General features: G+C 60.6%; 22 protein-coding genes, 1 tRNA gene and 1 pseudogene. 12 read left to right on the top strand and 12 right to left on the bottom strand.

The genetic code is table 11. The annotated features are described in order from the left end of the window. Nucleotides 1–77 (top strand) — tRNA-Asp (locus G5168_RS19500). 265 nt (nt 78–342) lie between these two features. Here the strand turns inward: G5168_RS19500 and G5168_RS19505 are convergent. Together G5168_RS19505 and G5168_RS19510 are read right to left on the bottom strand one after the other, a co-directional pair. Then, complete coding sequence (locus G5168_RS19505; protein WP_421250006.1) at nt 343–2,925, bottom strand: GNAT family N-acetyltransferase; 2,583 nt, start codon at nt 2,923–2,925, stop codon at nt 343–345. A gap of 73 nt (nt 2,926–2,998) precedes the next feature. Then, the gene (locus G5168_RS19510) at nt 2,999–3,190 is read right to left on the bottom strand and encodes a hypothetical protein (protein ID WP_124930448.1); all 192 of its coding nucleotides are present in this window, start codon (nt 3,188–3,190) and stop codon (nt 2,999–3,001) included. A gap of 179 nt (nt 3,191–3,369) precedes the next feature. Between G5168_RS19510 and G5168_RS19515 the strand changes: the two are divergent. Beyond that, nucleotides 3,370–4,227 (top strand): annotated as a pseudogene (locus G5168_RS19515) (hypothetical protein); the annotation flags it as partial. Here G5168_RS19515 and ilvY read toward each other — a convergent pair. Beyond that, nucleotides 4,219–5,112, bottom strand: a complete 894-nt coding sequence (ilvY, locus tag G5168_RS19520) for an HTH-type transcriptional activator IlvY (protein ID WP_005342097.1) — start codon at nt 5,110–5,112, stop codon at nt 4,219–4,221. The pseudogene G5168_RS19515 and the gene ilvY overlap by 9 nt on opposite strands. Nucleotides 5,113–5,333: 221 nt before the next feature. On the opposite strand from ilvY, the gene ilvC reads away from it, so the two are divergent. Next, complete coding sequence (gene ilvC / locus G5168_RS19525) at nt 5,334–6,815, top strand: ketol-acid reductoisomerase (RefSeq protein ID WP_421252604.1); 1,482 nt, start codon at nt 5,334–5,336, stop codon at nt 6,813–6,815. On the opposite strand, the gene G5168_RS19530 is transcribed toward ilvC, so the two are convergent. The 6 genes from G5168_RS19530 to coaBC form a co-directional block, all read right to left on the bottom strand. Further along, the gene (locus G5168_RS19530; protein WP_378006418.1) at nt 6,812–6,997 is read right to left on the bottom strand and encodes a hypothetical protein; all 186 of its coding nucleotides are present in this window, start codon (nt 6,995–6,997) and stop codon (nt 6,812–6,814) included. The two genes, ilvC and G5168_RS19530, sit on opposite strands and share 4 nt — an antisense overlap. Then, nucleotides 6,985–8,634, bottom strand: coding sequence for a glucose-6-phosphate isomerase (gene pgi / locus G5168_RS19535; protein WP_021231531.1), 1,650 nt, complete (start codon nt 8,632–8,634; stop codon nt 6,985–6,987). Before pgi ends, G5168_RS19530 begins: the two co-directional genes overlap by 13 nt. 347 nt (nt 8,635–8,981) lie before the next feature. Continuing rightward, nucleotides 8,982–9,818 carry a mechanosensitive ion channel domain-containing protein gene (locus G5168_RS19540; protein WP_005339493.1) on the bottom strand — a complete coding sequence of 279 codons (837 nt, stop codon included), beginning with the start codon at nt 9,816–9,818 and terminating at the stop codon, nt 8,982–8,984. Nucleotides 9,819–9,983: 165 nt separating this feature from the next. Next, nucleotides 9,984–10,580: a nucleoid occlusion factor SlmA gene (slmA, locus tag G5168_RS19545; RefSeq protein WP_421252605.1), complete on the bottom strand. Its 597-nt coding sequence runs from the start codon at nt 10,578–10,580 to the stop codon at nt 9,984–9,986. Between the two features lie 69 nt (nt 10,581–10,649). Beyond that, nucleotides 10,650–11,108 (bottom strand): dUTP diphosphatase, encoded by a 459-nt coding sequence (gene dut / locus G5168_RS19550; protein WP_005339498.1) that lies wholly within the window; start codon nt 11,106–11,108, stop codon nt 10,650–10,652. Nucleotides 11,109–11,188: 80 nt separating this feature from the next. Beyond that, nucleotides 11,189–12,391: a bifunctional phosphopantothenoylcysteine decarboxylase/phosphopantothenate--cysteine ligase CoaBC gene (gene coaBC, locus G5168_RS19555; protein WP_005357385.1), complete on the bottom strand. Its 1,203-nt coding sequence runs from the start codon at nt 12,389–12,391 to the stop codon at nt 11,189–11,191. A 148-nt stretch (nt 12,392–12,539) separates the two neighbouring features. Here coaBC and radC point away from each other — a divergent pair, with 148 nt between their 5' ends. The 6 genes from radC to G5168_RS19585 all read left to right on the top strand — a co-directional run bounded on the left by radC (nt 12,540) and on the right by G5168_RS19585 (nt 16,202). After that, entirely contained in the window at nt 12,540–13,214 is a 675-nt protein-coding gene (radC, locus tag G5168_RS19560) for a RadC family protein (protein WP_033113596.1), read from the top strand. A gap of 136 nt (nt 13,215–13,350) precedes the next feature. Next, the gene (gene rpmB, locus G5168_RS19565; RefSeq protein ID WP_005307492.1) at nt 13,351–13,587 is read left to right on the top strand and encodes a 50S ribosomal protein L28; all 237 of its coding nucleotides are present in this window, start codon (nt 13,351–13,353) and stop codon (nt 13,585–13,587) included. 11 nt (nt 13,588–13,598) lie between these two features. Further along, complete coding sequence (rpmG, locus tag G5168_RS19570) at nt 13,599–13,766, top strand: 50S ribosomal protein L33 (RefSeq protein ID WP_005307500.1); 168 nt, start codon at nt 13,599–13,601, stop codon at nt 13,764–13,766. 93 nt (nt 13,767–13,859) lie between these two features. Next, nucleotides 13,860–14,315, top strand: a complete 456-nt coding sequence (locus G5168_RS19575; protein WP_216952392.1) for a hypothetical protein — start codon at nt 13,860–13,862, stop codon at nt 14,313–14,315. A gap of 24 nt (nt 14,316–14,339) precedes the next feature. Beyond that, on the top strand, nt 14,340–15,152 hold the full coding sequence (gene mutM / locus G5168_RS19580; protein ID WP_005357390.1) for a bifunctional DNA-formamidopyrimidine glycosylase/DNA-(apurinic or apyrimidinic site) lyase: 813 nt from the start codon (nt 14,340–14,342) through the stop codon (nt 15,150–15,152). A 177-nt stretch (nt 15,153–15,329) separates the two neighbouring features. Continuing rightward, nucleotides 15,330–16,202, top strand: a complete 873-nt coding sequence (locus tag G5168_RS19585) for a VirK/YbjX family protein (protein WP_216952390.1) — start codon at nt 15,330–15,332, stop codon at nt 16,200–16,202. 106 nt (nt 16,203–16,308) lie between these two features. On the opposite strand, the gene coaD is transcribed toward G5168_RS19585, so the two are convergent. Further along, nucleotides 16,309–16,791, bottom strand: a complete 483-nt coding sequence (gene coaD / locus G5168_RS19590) for a pantetheine-phosphate adenylyltransferase (protein WP_040069411.1) — start codon at nt 16,789–16,791, stop codon at nt 16,309–16,311. Nucleotides 16,792–16,925: 134 nt separating this feature from the next. Here coaD and G5168_RS19595 point away from each other — a divergent pair, with 134 nt between their 5' ends. Continuing rightward, on the top strand, nt 16,926–17,963 hold the full coding sequence (locus G5168_RS19595) for a glycosyltransferase family 9 protein (protein WP_227341724.1): 1,038 nt from the start codon (nt 16,926–16,928) through the stop codon (nt 17,961–17,963). Between the two features lie 51 nt (nt 17,964–18,014). Here the strand turns inward: G5168_RS19595 and G5168_RS19600 are convergent, their stop codons facing one another. After that, complete coding sequence (locus G5168_RS19600) at nt 18,015–18,791, bottom strand: glycosyltransferase family 2 protein (protein ID WP_227341725.1); 777 nt, start codon at nt 18,789–18,791, stop codon at nt 18,015–18,017. A 276-nt stretch (nt 18,792–19,067) separates the two neighbouring features. On the opposite strand from G5168_RS19600, the gene waaF reads away from it, so the two are divergent. Together waaF and waaA are read left to right on the top strand one after the other, a co-directional pair. Next, nucleotides 19,068–20,102 carry a lipopolysaccharide heptosyltransferase II gene (gene waaF / locus G5168_RS19605; protein ID WP_227341726.1) on the top strand — a complete coding sequence of 345 codons (1,035 nt, stop codon included), beginning with the start codon at nt 19,068–19,070 and terminating at the stop codon, nt 20,100–20,102. 1 nt (nt 20,103) lies between these two features. Then, nucleotides 20,104–21,369, top strand: a complete 1,266-nt coding sequence (waaA, locus tag G5168_RS19610) for a lipid IV(A) 3-deoxy-D-manno-octulosonic acid transferase (protein WP_227341727.1) — start codon at nt 20,104–20,106, stop codon at nt 21,367–21,369. A gap of 78 nt (nt 21,370–21,447) precedes the next feature. Here the strand turns inward: waaA and G5168_RS19615 are convergent, their stop codons facing one another. Next, complete coding sequence (locus tag G5168_RS19615; protein WP_421252606.1) at nt 21,448–22,707, bottom strand: PTS ascorbate transporter subunit IIC; 1,260 nt, start codon at nt 22,705–22,707, stop codon at nt 21,448–21,450. Nucleotides 22,708–22,731 lie beyond the last annotated feature (24 nt).

The following is a 22,731-nucleotide window of genomic DNA, read 5'->3' on the forward strand; positions in this document are numbered from 1 at the left end:
GGAGCGGTAGTTCAGTCGGTTAGAATACCGGCCTGTCACGCCGGGGGTCGCGGGTTCGAGTCCCGTCCGCTCCGCCAATAATTTGAAGGCCTTCCCGATTGGGAAGGCCTTTTTGCTATGGGCGATTTTGTCCATAAGACCCACAGATTTGCACACCAGAATCGACACAAAGCCCGGCTTCATAACCGGGGTTTTGTATTTTTAGCGTGTTAAACAGCCAACGTTTGGTTTTTACCTGCCAAAAGAGAGCCAGATAGCCGTTTATTTCCACCATTTTCTGGCTATATCTGAGCCTTATCAGTTTCATTCACAGCCATTTGAACAGCTCTACAGATGGTCAAATCAGCCTTCTGCTGCCTGCTGACTACAGGGAAGTTCCATATTGACCACCCCCTCTTCCATCTGCACGTCGATCTTGAAGCCAAGTCGCTTGGCGAGGTTGACCATGCCACGATTGCTGGGCATGGTCATGCCGGATAGCTGGCCAATCCCCTGTTCTTTGGCGTAGCGGATGATCTTCTCCATCATCAATTTGCCGAGCCCCACCCCTTTCAAGTCCGATCGCACCAGAATGGCAAACTCGGCATCGCTCTGGTCCGGGGTCGAAATAGCGCGTACCACGCCGAGGATTTGATCCTGCAGCTCGCCACCTTGCCCCACCGCTACGAAGGCCATCTCCCGGTCGTAATCGATCTGGGTCATGCGAGCCAGCTCTTCATGCCCCAGCTCGCCCACATCGGCAAAGAAGCGTTTGTATCTGTCTTCATCGGAGACCTGCAGCACGAACTGCTTGTGAGCCGGTTCATCTTCCGGCCGGATCGGGCGCAGCAGGATATGGCGCTGATCCTTAAGCCAGGCACCCTCCTCCAGTTCGGTAGGATAGGGACGGATCGCCAGTCGGTTGCTGGCCGGGAGGGTGGGGTCAGCCAGCATGAGGCTGGCATCCAGTACCACCATCTCGGTACCGCACGCTTGTAGCGGGTGCAGATCCAGCTCCTGAATTTCCGGAAAGGCGAGCAGCAGCTCGGAGAGTTGGCAGAGCACCTGACCGAGGGCATCGATATCCAGTCGTTCCGGCGTGGCTTGTTCGCGGATCTTACGGCTCTTGAGTGCGCCGATGATTTGGTAACGAGCCAGCGCCTGATTGAGCGGTGGCAAGGCAGCTACCATCTCCTGCGGCTCCGCACCAGATTCACCCAGCAGAATGACGGGGCCAAAGATGGCGTCTTGCTGGATACGTACCCGCAGCTCGAGGCCACCGCTGCGGCGAGCCATGCGTTGCACCAGCAAGCCTTCGATGCGAGCGCCCGGATCATGCTGTTTGACCCTGTCCAGAATGGCATCTGCGGCTTGCGCAACTTCGGCCGAGGTGCGCAGATTGAGCACTACCCCATGTACGGCAGACTTGTGCAGGATATCGGGCGAGCGCAGTTTTACCGCCACCGGATAGCCGATCTGCTCGGCGGTCAGGGTCGCCTCGATGGCATCGGTAACGATCCAGGTTGGTAGAGTCGAGAGACCGGCGGCTTGCAAAATCGGGTGTACCAGATGGGTATCCAGCCTCAGTTGCTTGCGCTCCTGCGCCTGGCGGATCAGCTGCTGGCAGAGCTCGATATTGAGCTGGTTGCCGTTCAGGGAGGCGGGGGTCTCCATCAGCTGTTTCTGGTTGCGGCGGTACTCCACCATATGCATGAAAGCGGCCATGGCGCTTTCCGGGGTACGGTAGGTCGGGATGCCCGCTTCGGTAAAGAGTTTGCGCCCCTCCTGCGCCGAGTACTCGCCTGCCCAGTTGGTGAGGATATTGAAACGGCGCGCTCTGGGATGCTGCTTCAGATGGGCGATAAGATGGCTGGCCAGCGGCGCGCTCGGTGCCGTGAGCGAGGGGGCGTGGATGATCAGGATGGCGTCGATGCCATCTTCCTGCAACACGTTGTCCAGCGCCTCCTGATAGGTGGTGATGGTGGCATCGCTGCCGATATCGAGCGGCGGACGAGCCAGCTTGCCGCCCCGCTCTAGCAGTACATCCACTGCCATATTAGCCAGCCCGCGACCGTTGGAGATGATGGCAAGCCGCTCCCCCTTGAGGGTCATGGAGTGGCTGAGGGTTTCCACCGCGGCAAACAGTTCGTGGGTATCCCGTACCCGCAGCATGCCAGCACGGCGGATGGCCGCATCATAGACATTGTCGAGACCGTGGGCCGGATCGTGGCGCCCGCTTTTCAGTACCAGGATCGGCTTGTTGCGCGAGGCTGCTCGCGCTGCCGAGAGAAAGTGGCGGGCGTCGTGCAACTTGTCCATGTAGATCAAAATGGCGCGGGTGACGCTATCGCGGGAGAGTTGATCCAGCAGCTGGCCGAAGTCGATGTCGCAGTGATCACCAAGGGAGATGAAGGCGGAAAAGCCCAGTTCATGCTGCTTGGCCCAATCCAGGATGGTGGTGCTGACGGCGGCGGATTGCGACAGAAAGGCGACCTGCCCCGGCTTGGCGGCAGTGGGGGAAAAGCTGGCGTTGATCCCCTGGCCGGGCAGCAGCATTCCCATGCTGTTGGGACCGAGCAGGCGAATTCCGTATTGTTGGCAGACCCGTTTCAGCTCCAGCCGCTCCTCGGGGGAAAAGTCGGCGGCCAGTATGATGGCTGCACCAGAGCCCTTCTGGCCGAGCGCTTCCAATAGTGGCAAGACTCGTTCCCGTCTGGTGCAGATGATGGCGAGATCCGGGATCAGCGGCAGGCTGGCAATATCGGGATAGGCCAGCACGCCGGCGATGGCCTTGTTGCGCGGAGTGACGGGTAGGATGGGCCCTTTGAATTGGCCCGCCAGCAGGTGACGCACAATCACATGACCCGCCTTGAGCGGGTCGGTCGAGGCGCCGATCACGGCGATTGAGTGGGGTTTGAACAGCCGATCCAGACCGCTTGCTTTCATGGGCACTCCCGACAAAAGGGGGAAGATACCAGTCTAATACGCCTTTGCTGCGGGTTCTGTGACCGGATCCTGATCACCGTTTGTTCAGGGCATTGGCACGCAGATAAAAGCGCAGTTCGCCCTGCACCCGGCGAATGGCTCCCAGGTGGCGTTCCTGAAGATAGATATCCTGCTCCCGATCTAGCGCCGTGCTGGGCACGCCCATGCTTTGCAGATACTCCTCAAACAGGGTTGAACCCTTGATCTCTACCAGATGCTGTTTCATGGCTCTCCTCCCTGCGCCTTGGCGTGTGTTGATGAACGCCCAGTCTGCGATGACCTGCCGGGTTTGCTATTGTCACTTTTGACACGAGAGCGCTCACACATCTTTCAGAGAGGGCGCCGTTGAGGCGCTGGCTGGCGTTATAGTATGGCGAGGAGCACGAGGCACGGATGGTGCACAGGATGATCAGAGTCTGGTGGTGGTGCATGGCACTGTGGACGGTTGGCGTATCGGCAGCCGAGCAGCCTATCCGCGCCTGGAATCTGCTGCTGGATCATCCCAACCCCGCCGTCGTCCAGTTGCTGCGCCTCTCCCTCGACCTTACCGTGCCCGAATATGGCCCCTACCAGCTGGTTTCCAGCCCGCAAATGGAGCAGGGGCGGGCGGTGAAGGAGCTGCGCAGCGGTGAGCTGGTTCAGGTCGGTGTCTTTGCCCCGGATGGTGAGCGAGAACGGGAGTTGCTGGCAATCCACATTCCGCTGGCCAAGGGGCTGCTGGGATGGCGGGTGTGTCTGGTTCGGCAGGGGGATGAGGGGCGTTTTGCCGCGATCAGATCGTTGGCGGACTGGCATCGCGCCGGGCTCTCCATCGGTCAGCACAGATCCTGGCCAGACACCCAGTTGCTGCGGGCTAACGGCCTCAAGGTGACGGTGGGCAATCTTTATGAGGCGCTCTTCAATATGCTGCGCAAGAAGCGCTTTGACTGCTTCCTGCGATCGGTCATCGAGGTCGAGGATGAGCTAAGGCAGCATCCGGATCTCGTCATCGAGCCCCGTCTGGTGTTTCGCTATCCGCTGGCGCTGCTCTTCTTTGTCTCGCCAAAATATCCGGAGCTGGCCCAGCGCATCGAGCTTGGCCTGCGGCGGGCGCGGCAGTCTGGTGCTTTTGACCGGGTCTTTGAAGAGGGATTTGGCAGCACCATTCGGCGGTTGAAACTGGATGAGCGGGTGCGTCTCGAGCTGCACAACCCCGACTTGCCGCTGCCTAGCCGCATCATGATGGCCGATCCGGCCCTTATCTATAAACCGGTGTCAGCGCAGAGAGCCCTGATTCTGCGCGGTATCCCAGAAGGCGCGGATCAGCGGCTCTTCCAGCCGCTTCTTGAGCACCCCAATCCCCACATCAAATGGCTTGAAGGCGGGTTTGAGGTCGATGATCCGCACCTTGTCGCCGAGCGGGCTGTGGTCGATCACTGCTGCCGGCACCAATCCTACGCCACAACCAAGTGCCACCATGGCGACAATTCCCTCGTTACCCGCCACTTCGGCATAGATGTTGGGCGCTATCCCCTTGTTGCGAAACCACTGATCGCTGCGTTTGCGGGCCAAGCCCTGCTCGGAGAGGATGACTGGCAGCTGCTCCCAGTCCGGCTCGCCCTGACGGAACCACTGGTTCAGCTGGGGGGCATTGCGCGGCGCGATAAAGACCAGCGGCACCAGCTGCAGGCTGGCGAATTCCAGCTTGGCGGGCAGAGCGTCGGGACGGGCGGCGATGGCGAGATCGGCTTCATCGGCCAGGATCTTGTCCACCGCCAGCGCCGGGTCGCCGGTCTCCAGCTTGATCTCCAGCTGGGGATAGCGGCGGCGAAAGCGCTCCAGCACCTCGGGCAGCAGAAAGTAACTGGCAGTGACCGAGCAGAATACCCGCAGCCGTCCCTGCAGCGGTTCATCGCTGCGTTTGAGCTCCTGCTTGAGCTGACGCCACTCCTGCAACAGGCCGCCGCCGAATTCGCGCAGCTTCTCGCCGGCGGGGGTGAGCCGTACCGAGCGGTTGTCCCGCTCGAACAGGATGCAGCCGGTCTCCTGTTCCAGTCGCTGGATGGCGCGGCTCAGGGTGGAGGGGCTGACCGCCATGGCATCGGCACTCTTGCCGAAATGAAGGGAGTCGGCGAGGTGGAGAAACAGCTCGAGATTGCGAAGGTCCATCTTTCAGCTCCTGGCGCGGCTTGTGTGCCCGATACCCAGCGGTTGGTGGCTTGTTTCTGCCATCTCGCGGTACATTCAGCAGGCAATTATGAAGGGTGAGTCTTTCAGTTATTGCAACGTACTGTTTCGAATATATCAGTTCAGGCAATAAGTGTCCCGCGCTATAGTGGTTCAGACAACGCCGCTATCCGGCATGGAATCAATCGAACGGAGCAATCACCATGGCTAACTATTTCAACACCTTGAACCTGCGTCAGCAGTTGGCCCAGCTGGGCAAGTGTCGTTTCATGCAGCGCGAAGAATTCGCGGACGGCTGCAACGTGCTGAAGGGCAAGAAGGTGGTGATTGTGGGCTGTGGTGCCCAGGGTCTGAACCAGGGTCTGAACATGCGTGACTCCGGGCTGGATATCTCCTACGCCCTGCGCAAGGCCGCCATCACCGAGAAGCGTGCCTCCTGGCAGAAAGCTACCGATAACGGCTTCGCGGTCGGCACCTATGAAGAGTTGATCCCGACCGCAGATCTGGTGCTGAACCTGACTCCGGACAAGCAGCACTCCGACGTGGTGAAAACCGTGATGCCGCTGATGAAGCAGGGCGCTGCGCTGGGTTACTCCCACGGCTTCAACGTGGTGGAAGAGGGTCAGCAGATCCGCTCCGACATCACGGTCGTGATGGTGGCGCCCAAGTGCCCGGGTACCGAAGTGCGTGAAGAGTACAAGCGCGGTTTCGGCGTACCGACCCTGATCGCCGTTCACCCGGAAAATGACCCGAAAGGCGAAGGCATGGCCATCGCCAAGGCGTGGGCCTCTGCCACCGGCGGTGACCGTGCCGGGGTGCTGGAGTCCTCCTTCGTGGCGGAAGTGAAATCTGACCTGATGGGCGAGCAGACCATCCTCTGCGGCATGCTGCAGGCCGGTTCCCTGCTCTGCTACGACAAGCTGGTTGCCGAAGGCTCCGACCCGGCCTACGCCGGCAAGCTGATCCAGTTCGGTTGGGAGACCATCACCGAAGCTCTGAAGCAGGGTGGTATCAGTCTGATGATGGACCGCCTCTCCAACCCGGCCAAGCTGCGCGCCTTCGAGCTTTCCGAGCAGCTCAAGACCCTGATGCGCCCGCTGTTCGAGAAGCATATGGACGACATCATCGCCGGTGAGTTCTCCCGCGGCATGATGGCCGACTGGGCCGAAGACGATGCCAAGCTGTTCGGCTGGCGCGAAGAGACCGGCAAATCTGCCTTCGAAAATGCGCCGGCGTTCGCAGGCAAGATTGCCGAGCAGGAGTACTTCGACAATGGCGTGGTGATGGTGGCCATGGTCAAGGCGGGTGTCGAGCTGGCGTTCGAGACCATGGTGGCCTCCGGTATCTACGAGGAGTCTGCCTACTACGAATCCCTGCACGAGCTGCCGCTGATCGCCAACACCGTTGCTCGCAAGCGTCTGTACGAGATGAACGTAGTTATTTCCGACACCGCCGAGTACGGTAACTACCTGTTCGCCAATGCTGCTGTGCCCTTGCTGCGCGAGCACTTCATGCCGACCCTGAAAGCGGGCGATCTGGGTGCCAGCAAGGCGGAAGGGCAGAGCGTGGATAACCTGGCGCTGCTGGCGGCCAACGAAGCGACTCGCAACCACCCGATCGAGAAAATCGGTCAGGTACTGCGTGGTTATATGAAGGACATGAAGCGCATCGCCGTTGGTGGTTAAGCCAGCATCGGGCTGGATGATGAAGGGGCGGAGATGACGATCCCCGTCGCCGGTCGGGCTGGACACCCGACCGGCCAGCCAGAAAAATCAGCCTGACAGTCATAAAAGATGGTCATAAAAAAGCCCCGCTCATCGAGCGGGGCTTTTGCATTCAGGAAGGCCGGATAAATCAGGCTTTCCACGCTTTCCAGGTGTTGATCAGACCGTTGGTGGAGCAGTCGTGGCTGGTGACAGCCTCGTTGTTGCCCAGCTCCGGCAGGATCTTGTTGGCCAGCTGTTTGCCCAGCTCCACACCCCACTGGTCGAAGGAGAAGATGTTCCAGATTGCGCCCTGTACGAAGATCTTGTGCTCGTACATGGCGATCAGGGCACCCAGGGTTTTCGGGGTCAGGCTCTTGAACAGGATGGAGTTGGTCGGGCGGTTGCCTTCGAACACCTTGAACGGCACCAGATCCTTGACCTGCTCCAGCGTTTTGCCAGCAGCCAGGAACTCGGCTTCGACCTCTTCCTTGCTCTTGCCGAAGGCCAGCGCCTCGGTCTGGGCGAAGAAGTTGGCCAGCAGTTTCGGGTGGTGGTCACCGATCGGGTTGTGGCTGATGGCCGGCGCCAGGAAGTCACAGGGGATCAGCTTGGTGCCCTGGTGGATCAGCTGGTAGAAGGCGTGCTGGCCGTTGGTGCCCGGCTCACCCCAGATGATGGGGCCAGTCTGGTAGTCAACCGGCTTGCCGTTGCGATCCACGTACTTGCCGTTGGACTCCATGTTGCCCTGCTGGAAGTAGGCAGGGAAGCGGTGCATGTACTGGTCGTACGGCAGGATGGCTTCGGATTCGGCACCGTAGAAGTTGTTGTACCACAGGCCAATCAGCGCCAGCAGCACCGGCACGTTCTGCTCATAGGAGGCAGTGGCGAAGTGCATGTCCATCTCGAAGGCGCCTTGCAGCAGGGCTTCGAAGTTCTCGAAACCGACAGACAGGGCGATGGGCATGCCGATGGCAGACCAAGAGGAGTAGCGGCCGCCAACCCAGTCCCAGAACTCGAACATGTTGTTGGTGTCGATGCCGAACTCGGCCACGGCCTTGCCGTTGGTGGAGAGCGCGGCGAAGTGCTTGGCAACGTGGGCCTTGTCACCGGCGATGTTGATGAACCAGTCGCGGGCGGTCAGGGCGTTGGTCATGGTCTCCTGGGTGGTGAAGGTCTTGGAGGCCACCAGGAACAGGGTGGTTTCCGGATCGATCTTCTTCAGGGTCTCGGCGATGTGGGTGCCATCGACGTTGGAGACGAAGTGCATCTGCAGGTGGTTTTTGTAGGGACGCAGTGCCTCGGTGATCATCACCGGGCCGAGATCGGAACCACCGATACCGATGTTGACCACGTGCTGGATCGCTTTGCCGGTGTAGCCTTTCCACTCGCCTCCGATTACCTTCTCGCAGAAGCCTTTCATCTTGGCCAGTACGGCGTTCACTTCCGGCATCACGTCCTTGCCGTCGCACTCGATGGGGCGGTCGGAGCGGTTGCGCAGGGCCACGTGCAGTACGGAGCGGCCTTCGGTCATGTTGATCTTGTCGCCATTGAACATGGCATCGATCGCGCTGCGAAGATCGGTCTCTTTGGCCAGATCAACCAGCAACTTGAGGGTTTCTTCGGTGATCAGGTTCTTCGAGTAATCAACCAGGATGTCGCCGCCGAAGGTGAGGGAAAACTTGTCAAAGCGCTTCGGGTCCTGCGCGAACAGATCCTTGAGTCGGGTCTCTTTGTTTGCTGCAAAGTGGGCTTCCAGTGCCTGCCAGGCCTGGGTTTGGGTTGGATTGATATTTTTCATAGGATTCCTGAAATGCCAAGTTGTGTTTGAACCTTGCAGGCAAGGTCCCGCCAAACCTTATTATCCGAGCATTATAGCGAGCCGATCGGGCGGCCCGTGTAACAGATTTTTACCGATTGTCTTTTACCGCAATGGGTCACTGTCGGGAGCATACAACCAGAACATTGGGATTATGTGTCACGAAAGCAAGGCGGATCTTGCGCTTGCTCATGATTGGGGCCACCCCGATAGCCTGAAATTGTTTTCATCCGGTTGGCGTGGTTATGCACCGACATGGCCATGGGCTGGGGCCAGAAACGACAATGCCAGCCCGAAGGCTGGCATTGTCTGTTGCAGCAGAACCGCGATCACGCCTGCGGTTTTTGCATGTGCATCACCATCTGCGGGAAGGGGATCTCGATGCCTTCGGCATCAAAGGTCAGTTTCACCTTCTCGTGGAAGTCGAACCAGACACCCCAGTAGTCAGCGGTTTTCACCCAGGGGCGCACCACGATATTGACCGAGGAGTCGGCCAGCGCGGCGACGGCGATGGTGGCTGCTGGATCTTTCAGGATGCGCGGCTCTTCGCTTACCAGACGCTCCAGGATCTGTTTGGCCTTGCGCAGGTCAGAACCGTAGCCGATGCCAAAGGTCATATCGACGCGGCGGGTATCCATACGCGAGTAGTTGACGATGGTGCCGTTGAGGATGGCGGAGTTCGGTACTACCACCATCTTGTTGTCACCTGAGGTGAGGGTAGTGGTAAAGAGCTGAACGGACTGCACCACACCCGCGGTGCCCGCCACTTCGATAAACTCGCCCGCCTTGATGGGGCGGAAGATGATCAGCAGGAAGCCGGCAGCGAAGTTGGAGAGCGAGCCCTGCAGCGCCAGACCGATGGCCAGACCGGCGGCACCGATAATGGCGACGAAGGAGGCTGTCTGCACGCCGACACGGCCCAGCGCGGCGATCACCACGAACACCAGAATGGCGTACTTGAGGATGCTGCCGACGAAGTGGGTGACTGTGGTGTCCAGCTTGCGGGCCTGCATCACCTTGACCACGCCACCGCTGATGAGGTTGGCGGCGATATAGCCGACCAGCAGGGTCAGCAGGGCGGCGGCGATATTGACGCCGTATTCGATCAGCAGTCCCTGATTATTGACCAGCCAGGTCTGCGCTTCGGTAATGATTTCGGGTTCCATAGGATGTCCTGTCAGGTTCTAAAAGGTTTATGGTGGATAAATCTAACACCGCAGCGCGACAGTACGGGTCGCATCTGGTACTTCTTTTCTGCCATAAAAACCTGCCATAAAAAAGAAGGGAGGCCAAAGCCTCCCTTCTTTTTGCTGAATGACGCGAAAAAACCATCAGCTCTGCAGCAGTTGGCTGCGGATAAATTGCCACTGATCTTCGAAACCGGCGGTCGGCTTGAGCTTGAACTCGGAACGGACAAACTGGCTGATACGGCCTTCGGTGTAGGCCAGCAGCAGATTGGCCAGCATGGTCTCGTCGAGCTGGAAGCCTTGACCCTCGCGCAGCCGCTTCTCGCGCAGCACCTGCTTGATCTGGGTCTCCAGCTTGTCAAACAGGATGCTGATGCGATCCCGCAGCCGGTCGTGCTCGCCCAACAGGGCATCGCCGTTGAGGATGCGGGTGATGCCGGGATTGCGCTCGGCGAACACCAGCAGCAGCTGCAGGATGTGGTGGCAGCGCGCCATGGTGTCTTTCTCTTCCGCCATGATCAGATTGACCCGTGACAGCAGGGAATCCTCGATAAAGTCGATCAGCCCCTCGAACATCCGCGCCTTGCTTGGAAAGTGTCGATAGAGGGCTGCTTCAGAGACGCCGACCTCGGCCGCCAGACGGGCCGTGGTGATGCGCTGACCCGGACTGGTTTCCAGCATATGGGCGAGCGCCTGCAGGATCTGATCGCGCCGACTCTGTTTGTGATTACTGCTTGCCATGGATTCCCCTAAAAAAAACAATGGCTTGATTCTGTTATTAGGCACCGCCCATCGGGCTGGTGTGGTCTGTTATTGGCGACCAGAAGAACCAAAACCGCCTTCACCCCGTTCGCTCTGATTGAACTCATCGACCAGTTGGAAGCTGGCCTGAACCACCGGCATGATCACCAGCTGGGCGATGCGCTCGCCGGGTTGCATGGTGAACTCATCCTTGCCACGGTTCCAGACCGAGACCATCAGCTGACCCTGGTAATCGGAATCGATCAGTCCGACCAGGTTGCCCAGCACGATGCCGTGCTTATGGCCGAGGCCGGAGCGGGGCAGAATGGTGGCACACAGACCCGGATCCTGGATGTGGATGGCCAGACCGGTCGGCACCAGAGTGGTATCGCCCGGAGCCAGAGTCAGCGGCGCATCCAGCAGGGCGCGCAGATCCATGCCGGCAGAGCCGGGAGTGGCGTAGGCGGGCAGCGGGTACTCGGTACCGATACGGGCATCCAGAATCTTCAGTTCAATTTGTGTAGTCATGAATCGCTTTTTCAGTTGGATCTTGTATTGGCGCCCCTCTTGGCAGGCGGGGCGCCGTGAGTCTTGTTCTTTCGGGACGCTCAGTGCCGGTAGTGGCGTGCAATCAGGGCGATCAGGTGACGGGCCAGCGTCAGCTTGTCGGCCAGCGGCAGCGGGGCCTGGCCCCCTTGCCAGAACACGGTCAGGGCGTTGTCATCGGCGTTGAAGCCTTGCCCCTCACGGGACACATCGTTGGCGGCGATCATGTCCAGCCGCTTACGCTGCAACTTGTCGAGGGCGTATTGTTCCACATCCACGGTTTCGGCGGCAAATCCGACGGTGAAGGGTTTGTCTGAAAGGGCACCAACGGCCGCGATGATGTCGGGATTTTTCACCAGCTTCACCACCATCTGGTCGTTGTCGCCGGTTTTCTTGATCTTCTGGCTGGCCACCTGCTCAGGACGATAGTCGGCTACCGCCGCGCAGCCGATGAAGAGGTCGCACTCGCCGACCCGGCTCATCACCGCCTGATGCATCTGCTCGGCGCTCTCGACATCGACGCGGGTAACACCTGCTGGCGTAGCCAGCGTCACCGGGCCGCTCACCAGCGTCACCTCTGCGCCTGCTTCACGGGCGGCGCGAGCGATGGCGTAGCCCATCTTGCCGGAGCTGTGGTTGCTGATGTAGCGCACCGGATCCAGCGCCTCGCGGGTTGGCCCTGCGGTCAGCAGCAGTTTGACGCCTGCCAGCAAGGGCTCGGCGGCCAGTTGCTGACAGCAGCGATCCACCAGTTCGAGGGGGTCCAGCATCCGCCCCGGGCCCACATCGCCACAGGCCTGGCTGCCGGCATCCGGCCCCCACAGCAGAATGCCGCGGCTGGCCAGGGTCTTGAGGTTGGCCTGGGTCGCTGCGTTGAGATACATCTGCTGGTTCATGGCGGGCGCCAGCGCGATGGGCGCCGGCGTGGCCAGACAGAGGGTGGTCAGCAGTTCGTCGGCCATGCCTGCAGCCATCCGCGCCATCAGGTTGGCGCTGGCGGGGGCGATCAGTACCAGATCGGCCCACTTGGCCAGCTCGATATGGCCCATGCCCGCTTCGGCAGAGGGGTCCAGCAGGCTGTAGGCCACCGGATGACCGGAGACCGCCTGCAGGGTCAGCGGGGTGATGAACTCCTTGGCGGAGCGGGTCATCACCACCCGCACCTCGGCACCCTGATCTTTCAGACGGCGTACCAGCTCGGCACTCTTGTAGGCGGCGATCCCGCCGCTGACACCCAACAGGATGCGTTTATCGGCCAATCTCATCTGCTGTTTCTCTATCCGGCTCACTTTGACTGGTCGGCTAAGATACCACAGGCAGGGGATGACGACAGGGGTTGGCATCAAGGGGTTGTGGCGGGGAACACGCAAATATTTGCTATGTTTTTCCTCAACAGGGAGAGAGGAGAGACAAATGAGCATCAAGGAGTGGCCGGAAGATGAACGCCCCAGAGAGAAGCTGCTGCGACAGGGGCCGACGGTGCTCAGCGATGCCGAGCTGCTCGCCATCTTCCTGCGCACCGGCGTCAATGGCCTGAGTGCGGTCGATCTCTCCCGTAACCTGTTGAATCAGTTCGGATCGCTGCGCAATCTGCTAGGCGCGGATCAGCGCGCTTTCTGCGAGGCACACGGTCTTGGCCCAGCCAAATATGCCCAGTTGCAGGCGGTGCTGGAGATGGCCAAACGCCATCTGGCGCAGCAGCTGCAGCGGGGCGATGCCCTCACCTCACCCCAGCTGACCCGCGACTATCTGCAGGCCCAGCTGCGGGATCGGCCGCGCGAAGTGTTTGCCCTGCTGCTGCTCGACAATCAGCACAGAGTCATTCAATTTGTTGAGCTTTTTTACGGCACAATCGATTCGGCGAGCGTCTGGCCAAGAGAAATCGTGCAGATCGCGCTCAAACATAATGCAGCCGCGGTGATTCTGGCGCATAATCACCCGTCCGGCGTCGCCGAGCCCAGTAGGGCCGACCGCCAGATCACGGATCGGATCACGGCCGCTTTGGCCCTGATCGATATCAGAGTGCTGGATCACTTGGTGATCGGTGACGGCATCACGGTTTCTTTTGCCGAGCGCGGTTGGCTATAACTGTGCTCTGGCACCGTATTAGTTGATCTTTGATCACGGATGCTGTATAAAATGCCGCCTTCTGTTTGCCCCGCAATCGAAGGCCAGCGGGGCAGATATTTGCTCGAGCAATGAAGTAAGATTTGGAGAGACTGACATGTCTAGAGTATGCCAAGTAACCGGCAAGCGCCCGGCAGTTGGTAACAACCGTTCGCACGCTAACAACGCTACCAAGCGTCGTTTCCTGCCGAACCTGCACACTCACCGTTTCTGGGTTGAGAGTGAAAAACGCTTCGTAAGCCTGCGCGTATCCGCAAAAGGCATGCGTATCATCGACAAGCGTGGCGTTGAAGTGGTTCTGGCTGAACTGCGCGCCAGCGGTGTTAAGGTATAAGGAATTAGATCATGGCTAAAGGTATTCGCGAGAAAATTCGCCTGAACTCCAGCGCCGGTACTGGTCACTTCTATACCACTACCAAAAACAAGCGCACCATGCCCGAAAAAATGGAGATCAAAAAGTTTGATCCCGTTGTTCGTCAGCATGTGATCTACAAGGAAGGCAAAATCAAGTAATTACTTGATGCTGCATTCCCAAAAACCCGGCTTCGTGCCGGGTTTTTTTATGCGTCGAATTCAGTACACTGCCGGTTCAAAGGGAGACTTGCCATGTTCAAATTGAGCCGCAAAGGCTGGAATAACGTGATCATCGTGGTGGTGCTGATCGTGATCACCCTGTTGCATCGTATGGAGTTGGCCCAGCAGGAGAATAGCGCCAAGCGGGCTCGCCCCTTGCTGCCTGATGCGGCTGTGGTGCTCACCTGGCAGGGGCCGAGCTGGCAGATTGAGCGGATCGGTCAGGGCTGGCGCAGCGGGCCGGATCTGGGGCTCGACAGCGCGCAGCTGGATGCCCGTCTGGCACGTTGGCAGGGCTGGTTGTTACCCCCCGGTGAAGCGGTACGCGGTGCGCCGGTGACCATCAAGGTGTGGATTGCCGGCCAGAACGATCCGGTCGAGATCGGCCTCTATCAGAATAGCGGTCAGTATGGTGCCCAGCTGCCCTCCGGTCTCTGGCTCGCCCTCACAGCCGAGCAGTATCGCGATCTGCTGCGCCCTGCCCCCTGAGTTCCTTTTCCTTGTGAGGTACCCATGCCTGAATTGCCAGAAGTTGAAGTCAGCCGTCAGGGGATCTCCCCCTGGCTTACCGGTATCAAGGTGACGCGCGTGGTGGTGCGGGATGGCCGCCTGCGCTGGCCGATCCCCGGTGAGATTCAGGAGCTGGTGGACCTCACCATCCATCGGGTGCGCCGCCGTGCCAAATACCTGCTGCTGGAGACCGATTTCGGCACCGCCATCCTCCATCTGGGGATGTCCGGCAGCCTGCGGGTACTGGATATCGGCACCCCGGCCGAGAAGCACGACCATGTGGATATCGAGCTGGAGAATGGCAAGCTGCTGCGGCTAAACGATCCGCGCCGCTTCGGCGCCCTGCTCTGGACCAGGGAACCGGCCGAAGCCCACGCGCTGCTCGCCAAGCTGGGGCCCGAGCCGCTCACCGATGCCTTCAGTGCTGATTACCTGCAGGGGCGTGCCAAGGGGCGCAGCACTGCCATCAAGCAGTTCCTGATGGACAATCAGGTGGTGGTCGGGGTAGGCAACATCTACGCCAACGAGGCGCTCTATGCCGCCGGCATTCACCCCAAACGGGCGGCGGGCAATATCAGCGCCGAGCGGCTGGGAACCCTGGTGGCCGAGATCAAGCGGGTGTTGGCCGAAGCCATCCGGCAGGGCGGCACCACCCTCAAGGATTTCACCAGTGCCGATGGCAAGCCAGGCTATTTCGTGCAGCAGTTGCAGGTCTACGGCCGTGGCGGTCAGCCCTGTTTCCACTGTCACACCCTGCTGACCGAGACAAGAATGGGGCAGCGTACCACGGTTTTTTGCAGTCATTGCCAGCGCTGAGCGTACTTTTTTCCCCGATCCGGGGGAAGTTGTAACAGCATATTTCCAGGCTGTTGAATATTTGCGCAGTCATTACTAGTATCAGCGGCCGTTCAGGCGGTTTGAGAACTAGAAATGACTTTAAAATCAATAGACTGGGAATATTTATCCCGGCAGGAGCGCTATTGCGCAAAATCCATGGCCCGCTTCCTCTACCCCGAGGGATGTGACCGGAAAACCTTCAATCGCGGCAAGTTCGTGCTGCGCAGCCTGCTCTATCGCAAGTCGCTGAGCCGGGTCTTCAGCCTGTTTCAGTGCGACTCGCTCAAGGCACTGCCAGCGGTCTATCCCGAGCTGCTCGACAAGCCTATGCGACCCTATCGCTTCGCCTGTGCCAGCGCCCGTGAGCGGGCCGAGATGCTGGAAAATCACTACCGGTTGCTGCTGGAGTGCTACCCGCAGCTGATCGACCCCCTCTATCTGGGCGAGGGGATCGCGCTGGGGCACTATCCCCAGAGTGGCTGCCGCATTCTGCTGCGCCACGATGGCACCTTCCGCCGCGAGGCCGAGCTGGCGCTCTCCATCGTCAACGGCGAGGGGCAGCGCCTCTACAGCTGCGCCTTTTCGCTGGCGGGTAGCGTGGATCGTTTGATTCTGATGATCGGCTCCATGCAGGGGCCGGAGCCTGCGGTCGACAATGCTCAGGATCGGGTGCGCGAGCTGACCAAAGAGGGACACGGCCTGCGGCCCAAATCCCTGCTGGTGCAGCTGGTGCTGCAACTGGCGCAGAGCATGGGGGCGGCGGAGGTGCTGGCGGTGCGCAAGCGTGCCCACGTGTTTCAGGCTAGGCGCTACAGCAGCAAGCAAAAAGCCAACCTGCAGGCCGATTATGACGAGCTGTGGCAGGAATTCGGCGCCCGGGATGTGGATGCCAACTTCGTCGCCCTGCAAGCCCAGCCGCGCAAGCCGCTGGAGGAGATCGCCTCCAAGAAGCGGGCCATGTACCGGCGCCGCTACGAGTGGCTCGATCTGCTGGTGCAGGAGATGAATGAGCGGTTTGCCCGTCAGTAACCGGCAAGCATGCTGACCTCTCTATAACGAGAAAGATACAACAAGGGCTACCCGTGGGTAGCCCTTGTTCGTTGTTGCCGTCGGGAATGGCCAGTGTGGAAGGGAATCACCCTTTCTGTTTGGCGGCGATGGCTTGGGCCACCACGGGGTCGACAAACTGGCGGATGTCGCCACCGTGCAGCGCCACCTCTTTCACCAGGGTGGAGGAGATAAAGGAGTTCTCCTCGGCCGGGGTGAGGAAGACGCTTTCCAGCTCAGGCATCAGGCGGCGGTTCATATTGGCCAGCTGAAACTCGTACTCGAAGTCGGAGACGGCGCGCAGGCCGCGGATCAGCACGTTGGCCTGATGCTCTTTGGCGAAATCGACCAGCAGACCGGAGAAGCCCACCACCTTGACGTTGGGAAGCGTGCTGGTCACTTGCTGGACAAGCTGGACACGTTCTGCCAGATCGAACAGAGGTCGCTTGCTCGGGCTGTTGGCGACACCGACCACCACCTCGTCAAACAGCTTGGCGGCGCGGCCGATGAGATCGGCGTGGCCATTGGTAACGGGATCAAACGTCCCGGGATAGATCACCCTGGTAGTCATCTTTGCGGTCCTGCAACCTGGAAATTTGGTCGCATTATAAGGTCGTCGCTTGAGAATAGCAGTGCATCAGGCAAGAATACGCCATCGCGCATCAAGCCTCCCTGCATTGGTGACAGGGAGCAAAGGGATTTTTTATGAAACGTATTCTGGTCGTTCGCAATGACAAGATTGGTGACTTCATGCTGGCGTGGCCGAGTTTCGCCATGCTCAAAGGCTCCATGGAGTGTCATGTGACTGCCCTGGTTCCGGCCTACACGGCCCCGCTGGCCCGGCTCTGCCCCTGGATTGACGAGGTGATCATCGATCCGGGCGTGCGGGCCGACAAGGAGCAACAGCGAGCGCTGCTGGCGCGGATCAAGGCGGCGGCGTTCGACGCGTCCATCTGCCTCTTCTCCAACTCCCGCAACGCCATGCTGGTGTGGAAGGCACACATCCCTTATCGGCTGGCGCCGGCGACCAAGCTGGCGCAGGTGCTCTACAACCAGCGACTGGTGCAGCGTCGCTCCCGTTCCCAGAAGCCGGAGTCCGAGTACAATCTGGAGCTGATCCGTCGCTTCCTGACCGATCATCAGGTCGCCGTGGTGGAGCCCAAGACCCCCTTCCTGCAGTTCGATGAGGAGACTCTGCGGCAGGTGCGCGAGCAGCTGGCGCTCAAGCTCAAGCTCGATACCAGTCGCCCCTGGCTGATGGTACATGCCGGTAGCGGCGGTTCGGCCAACAACCTCTCCATCGAGCAGTATGCTCGCATCATCATCAAGCTCAATCAGGCCTGCCCCGAACTGCAGTGTGTGCTGACCGCAGGCCCGGGCGAGGAGAAGATGGCCGAACAGCTGGCGGCCGAGTTGCTGGCCCACGGTGGCAATGGCTGGATCTACCGCTCCAGCGATGGTCTGCCGATGTTCTGTCAGGTGCTGGCCAACGCAGCCCTGTTTATCGCTGGCAGTACCGGCCCGCTCCATATCGCCGGTGCGCTCGATGTGCCGACTATCGGTTTCTTCCCGATGCGCCGCTCCGCGACTCCGCTGCGCTGGAAGCCCCTCAACAGCGAAGGGCGTCACCTTGCCTTCAGCCCGCCGGAGGATAGCGACCATCCTGAGGATATGAGCCAGCTCGATCCCAAGACCATGGTGCCGGTGATGGCCCGCTGGGCGGCGCCTTTCTGGCGCAAATAACGTATGCAGCAATGTAAACAGGGCCCCGTGGTGCCCTGTTTCGTATGACGGTTATTCCGGCTGCTGCGGTTGCTGGCGCACCCAGAGGTCGGCGTATTTGACGAAGGTGGAGTGGGCGGAGAGGATCGCCAGCAGCAACCCCTGCTTGCCATCGAGGAAGCCAGCCTTGAGCAGGTACATCTTGATGAAGCAGCCGACGGCATGCATCAGCCCCTGACTGAGGGAGCCCTTCTTGCCGCGAGCGGTGCGCTGATCGGCCCAGGCGCGGGCATAACCGGCCGATTTGACCAGATAGTGCTCCAGATCCCGATAGGTGAAGTGGTGCAGGTCGCCGTAGAGGTTGACGATCTTCATGTTGGCGCGCACCTCCACCTTCTCGTGCACCAGCGCCTCGTTGTAGCTGGTGAGTGCCTTGGGATAGAGGCGCAGCACCCGATCCGGATACCAGCCACTGTGGCGAATAAAGCGGCCAAACACCCAGGAGAGGCGCGGGATCGAGTAGATGGTATCGCTGGCCGGATTGGTCATCACGTTGGCTATGGCGGTTTTCAGCTCGGGGGTGAGCCGCTCGTCGGCATCCAGCCACAGCACCCAGTCGGATTGCACGTGGGACTGGGCCAGTCGGCGCTGTTTGCCAAAGCCGGGCCACTTGGCGTTGACGAAGAAGCGGGCCCCAAATTCGGCGGCAATGGCCGGGGTCTCGTCCTGGCTGCCGGAGTCCAGAATGACGATCTCGTCCACCAGTCCGTCGAGGGAGGCGAGGCACTTGCGCAGGTTGTCGGCTTCATTCTTGACGATCAGAACGGCAGCCAGAGTCGGTTTTTTCACGAAATGGGGCTCACGGTTATTGCCCGGCTGGCGGGTCGAATGCGTATTGATGGGCCATTCTAACGGAAAAATGGGCCAAAGAGAGAGCCGCCATTGCCCGTTTCTATCAGCTGTTTGCCTGTCTCGTCTCGTCCGGTTGGAAGAGGGGCACCGCTGGAAAAATGGGGTGACGGCAGCGTCTGCCAAGGATCTTCTGTTATTTATCCGACCATTCTTGGGGCATAATCTCGCCCAGTGATGATTAACAGCCGGGCCAGTCCCGAGAGAAGACGCGTGATGAAAATATTGGTGATCGGCCCCTCTTGGGTCGGCGATATGGTGATGTCCCAGAGCCTCTACAAGGCGATCAAGGCCAACCATCCGGAGTGCGAACTGCACGTGATGGCCCCCGCCTGGTGCTGTGCCCTGCTGGAGCGGATGCCGGAGGTGGACAAGGCGATCACCATGCCCCTTGGCCACGGTGACTTCAAACTGGTGGCGCGCCGCCGCCTCGGCAAGCAGCTGGCAGCCGAGAAGTACGATCAGGCCATCGTCCAGCCCAACTCCATGAAGTCGGCGCTGATCCCCTGGTTTGCTCGCATTCCGGTGCGTACCGGCTGGAAGGGTGAGAGCCGCTATGGCCTGCTCAACGACCTGCGCAGCAACAAGTCCGCCTTCCCGCTGATGGTGGAGGGCTATCTGGCGCTCGCTTATCCCAAAGCGCAGATGAAGAGTCGGGCCGATATCCCGACCATTCCGTATCCGGCGCTCCATGTCGATCTGATAAACCAGAGCAAGGCGCTGGAGCGGCTGGGGCTGGATCGCGCCCGCCCGGTGCTGGTGCTCTGTCCCGGCGCCGAGTTCGGCCCGGCCAAGCGCTGGCCTGAAGGGCACTACGCCGTGGTAGCCCAGCAGCATCTGGACGAGGGGTGGCAGGTGTGGATCTTCGGTTCCAACAAGGATGTGCCGGTGGCCAATACCATCCGGGATCGGGTCAATCTGCTGACGCGCCCCAACTGCCACGTGCTGGCGGGCAAGACCAGCCTGCACGAGGCGATCGATCTGATGGCGCTGGCCAGCCGGGTCATCTCCAACGACTCCGGCCTGATGCACATCGCCGCCGCCCTCAACCGGCCGCTGGTGGGCGTCTATGGCTCCACCTCGCCACTCTACACCCCGCCGCTGGCGGATCGGGTCGAGATCGTTCACACCGACATCGAGTGTCGCCCCTGCTTCAAGCGCACCTGCAAGTTCGGCCATCTCAAGTGCCTGATCGACCTGGCGCCGGAGCAGGTGGTCGATGCCTGCAAGAAGCTGGAGCAGAGTCAGTAAGATGCCCTACCGCCTGCTCTACAACCTGCTGATCCATCTGGGATTGCCGCTGGCGCTGCTGGCCCTCTACAAGCCTAAGAAAGGCAAGCCCGGCTTTGGCAAGCGCTGGGCCGAGCATCTCGGGCGGCTGCCCGCCACCGGACAGGAGGCGCCGCTCTGGATCCATGCGGTGAGCGTGGGGGAGACGCTGGCCATCACGCCGCTCATTCGCGCCCTCAAGGCGGAGCGGCCCGATCTGCCGATCCTGCTCACCACCACCACCCGCACCGGCGCCGATCAGGCTGCCAAGCTGGGGGATCTGGTGATCCATCGCTACGCGCCACTCGACTACCCCTGGGCCATTGCCGCCTTTCTTGACACCTTCAAGCCGCGCGCGCTCTGGGTGATGGAGACCGAGCTGTGGCCGAACTGGCTGGCCGCCTGCGAGGCGCGCCACCTGCCGGTGACCATCATCAATGCCCGCCTCTCCGAGCGATCCTGCCAGCGTTATGCCCGCTTCCACGGTGCTTTCGACGCCCTGAGCCGGCCGCTGACCCATCTGCTCTGCCAGCATCAGGATGATGCCGACCGCTTCGCCCGCCTCGGCATCGATCGTTCGCGGCTGGCGGTGACCGGCTCCATCAAGTTCGACATCCAGTTTGGTGACGAGGTGCAGGCCAAAGGGCGCTCTCTGCGCCAGCTGCTGGGCGCCGAGCGGCCGGTCTGGATCGCCGCCAGCACCCATCTGGGTGAGGACGAGCAGGTGCTGGCCGCCTTCGATCTGCTGCTCAAACGCCATCCCGACGCGCTGCTCATTCTGGTGCCGCGCCACCCCGAGCGGTTCGATCGGGTGGCCGAGCAGTGTGCCCCTTATGGCTGCGTGCGGCGCACTGATGGTGCTGCGGTGAGTGCGGAGGATAAGGTCTATCTCGGCGATACCATGGGCGAGCTGCCGCTGATGCTGGCTGCGGCCGATGTGGCCTTCGTTGGCGGCAGTCTGGTGAAGATCGGCGGTCACAACCTGCTGGAGCCGGCGGCCCTCGGCAAGCCCTGCCTGACCGGTCCCGCCTACTTCAACTTCAGCGACATCACCCGCCAGCTGGTGGCTCAGGGGGGCGCCGCCATTGTGGCCGATGCCGCCGAGCTGGGCGAGCGGGTGAGCCAGCTGTTTGCCGACGGCAACGCCCGCCGCGAGATGGGGGAGCAGGCTCGCGCCGTTGTGCTGCGCAATCAGGGAGCGCTGGCGCGTACCCTCTCGCACTGCCTCACTGCGTTGGAGAACGACTGAGTGTCAGCCTTTCATACATCTCAGCCATAAAAAAACGGAGCGCGATACGCTCCGTTTTGTTTTTGGCGGTGACCGGAATTAGCGAACGATCAGCCCCAGCAGGATGCCGACCACACCGAAGTCGGAGTCGCTGAAGGTGGTGTTGGCGAAACCGAGGTCGCCCAGCACCGGCAGCAGGAACACCGGCAGAATGGTGAGCAGCAGCAGGCCGTTGGCGAAGGCACCCAGAATGGCGCCGCGACGACCACCGGTGGCGTTGCCGAATACCCCGGCAGCGGCGCCGACGAAGAAGTGCGGTACCACGCCCGGGATGATGACGGTCAGGCCCATGGCGTAGAGCAGCGCCATCCCCACCAGACCGGCGGCAAAGCTCGACAGGAAGCCGATCAGCACGGCGTTGGGGGCGTAAGGGAAGACGATGGGGCAGTCGAGCGCCGGTTTGGCGTTCGGCACCAGCTTGTCGGAGATCCCTTTGAAGGCCGGTACGATCTCGGCGATGACCATCCGCACACCCTGCAGGATGACGTAGACACCGGCGGCGAAGGTGATGGACTGCATCAGGGAGAACATGAACCAGTGCTTGCCCTTGGCGATGCTGGAGACAAACTCGGTGCTGGCGAAGGCGGAGGTCACCAGGAAGATGATGCCCATGGTGAAGGAGATGGCCACCGGGGTATCGCGCAGGAACAGCAGGCTTTTGGGTACCTGTACATCTTCGCAGCTGTGTGCCTTGTTGCCGAACTTGGCGCCGATCAGGGCGGAGAGCACGTAGGAGCAGGTGGAGAAGTGGCCCAGCGCCACGTCATCGGAGCCGGTGATCTGCTTCATGAAGGGGTGGGCGATGGCCGGGAAGAAGACCATGGCGACACCGACCACCAGACTGCCCACCGCGATCAGCGGCACGCCGCTCATGCCGCCGGCAGAGAGGATCACCGCCACCATCATCGACATGAACAGGGTGTGGTGACCGGTCAGGAAGATGAATTTCCACGGGGTCAGACGGGCGATCAGGATGTTCACCAGCATGGCGAAGAACATTATCATCGCCATCTCCTTGCCAAACGAGGTCTGGGCGATGGAGACGATGGCTTCGTTGTTGGGCACGACCCCCTTGATGCCGAAGGCGTGCTGGAAGATGACGGCAAAGTCACCCAGCGAGTTGATCACCAGGGTGGCACCGGCCCCCAGAATGACGAAACCCATAATGGTCTTGACCGTGCCCTTGATGCACTCGGTCACCGGTTTCTTCTGGGCAATCAGGCCGATAAGCGCGATCAGGCCGACCAGCACGGCGGGCTCGGACAGCACGTCAAACATCAGAAAGTTGAAAAATTCCATGGTCAGCTCCTGGCAATGGAAGAT

It is taken from the genome of Aeromonas sp. 600724 (assembly GCF_049175135.1).
Classification (GTDB): Bacteria; Pseudomonadota; Gammaproteobacteria; order Enterobacterales; family Aeromonadaceae; genus Aeromonas; species Aeromonas veronii_A.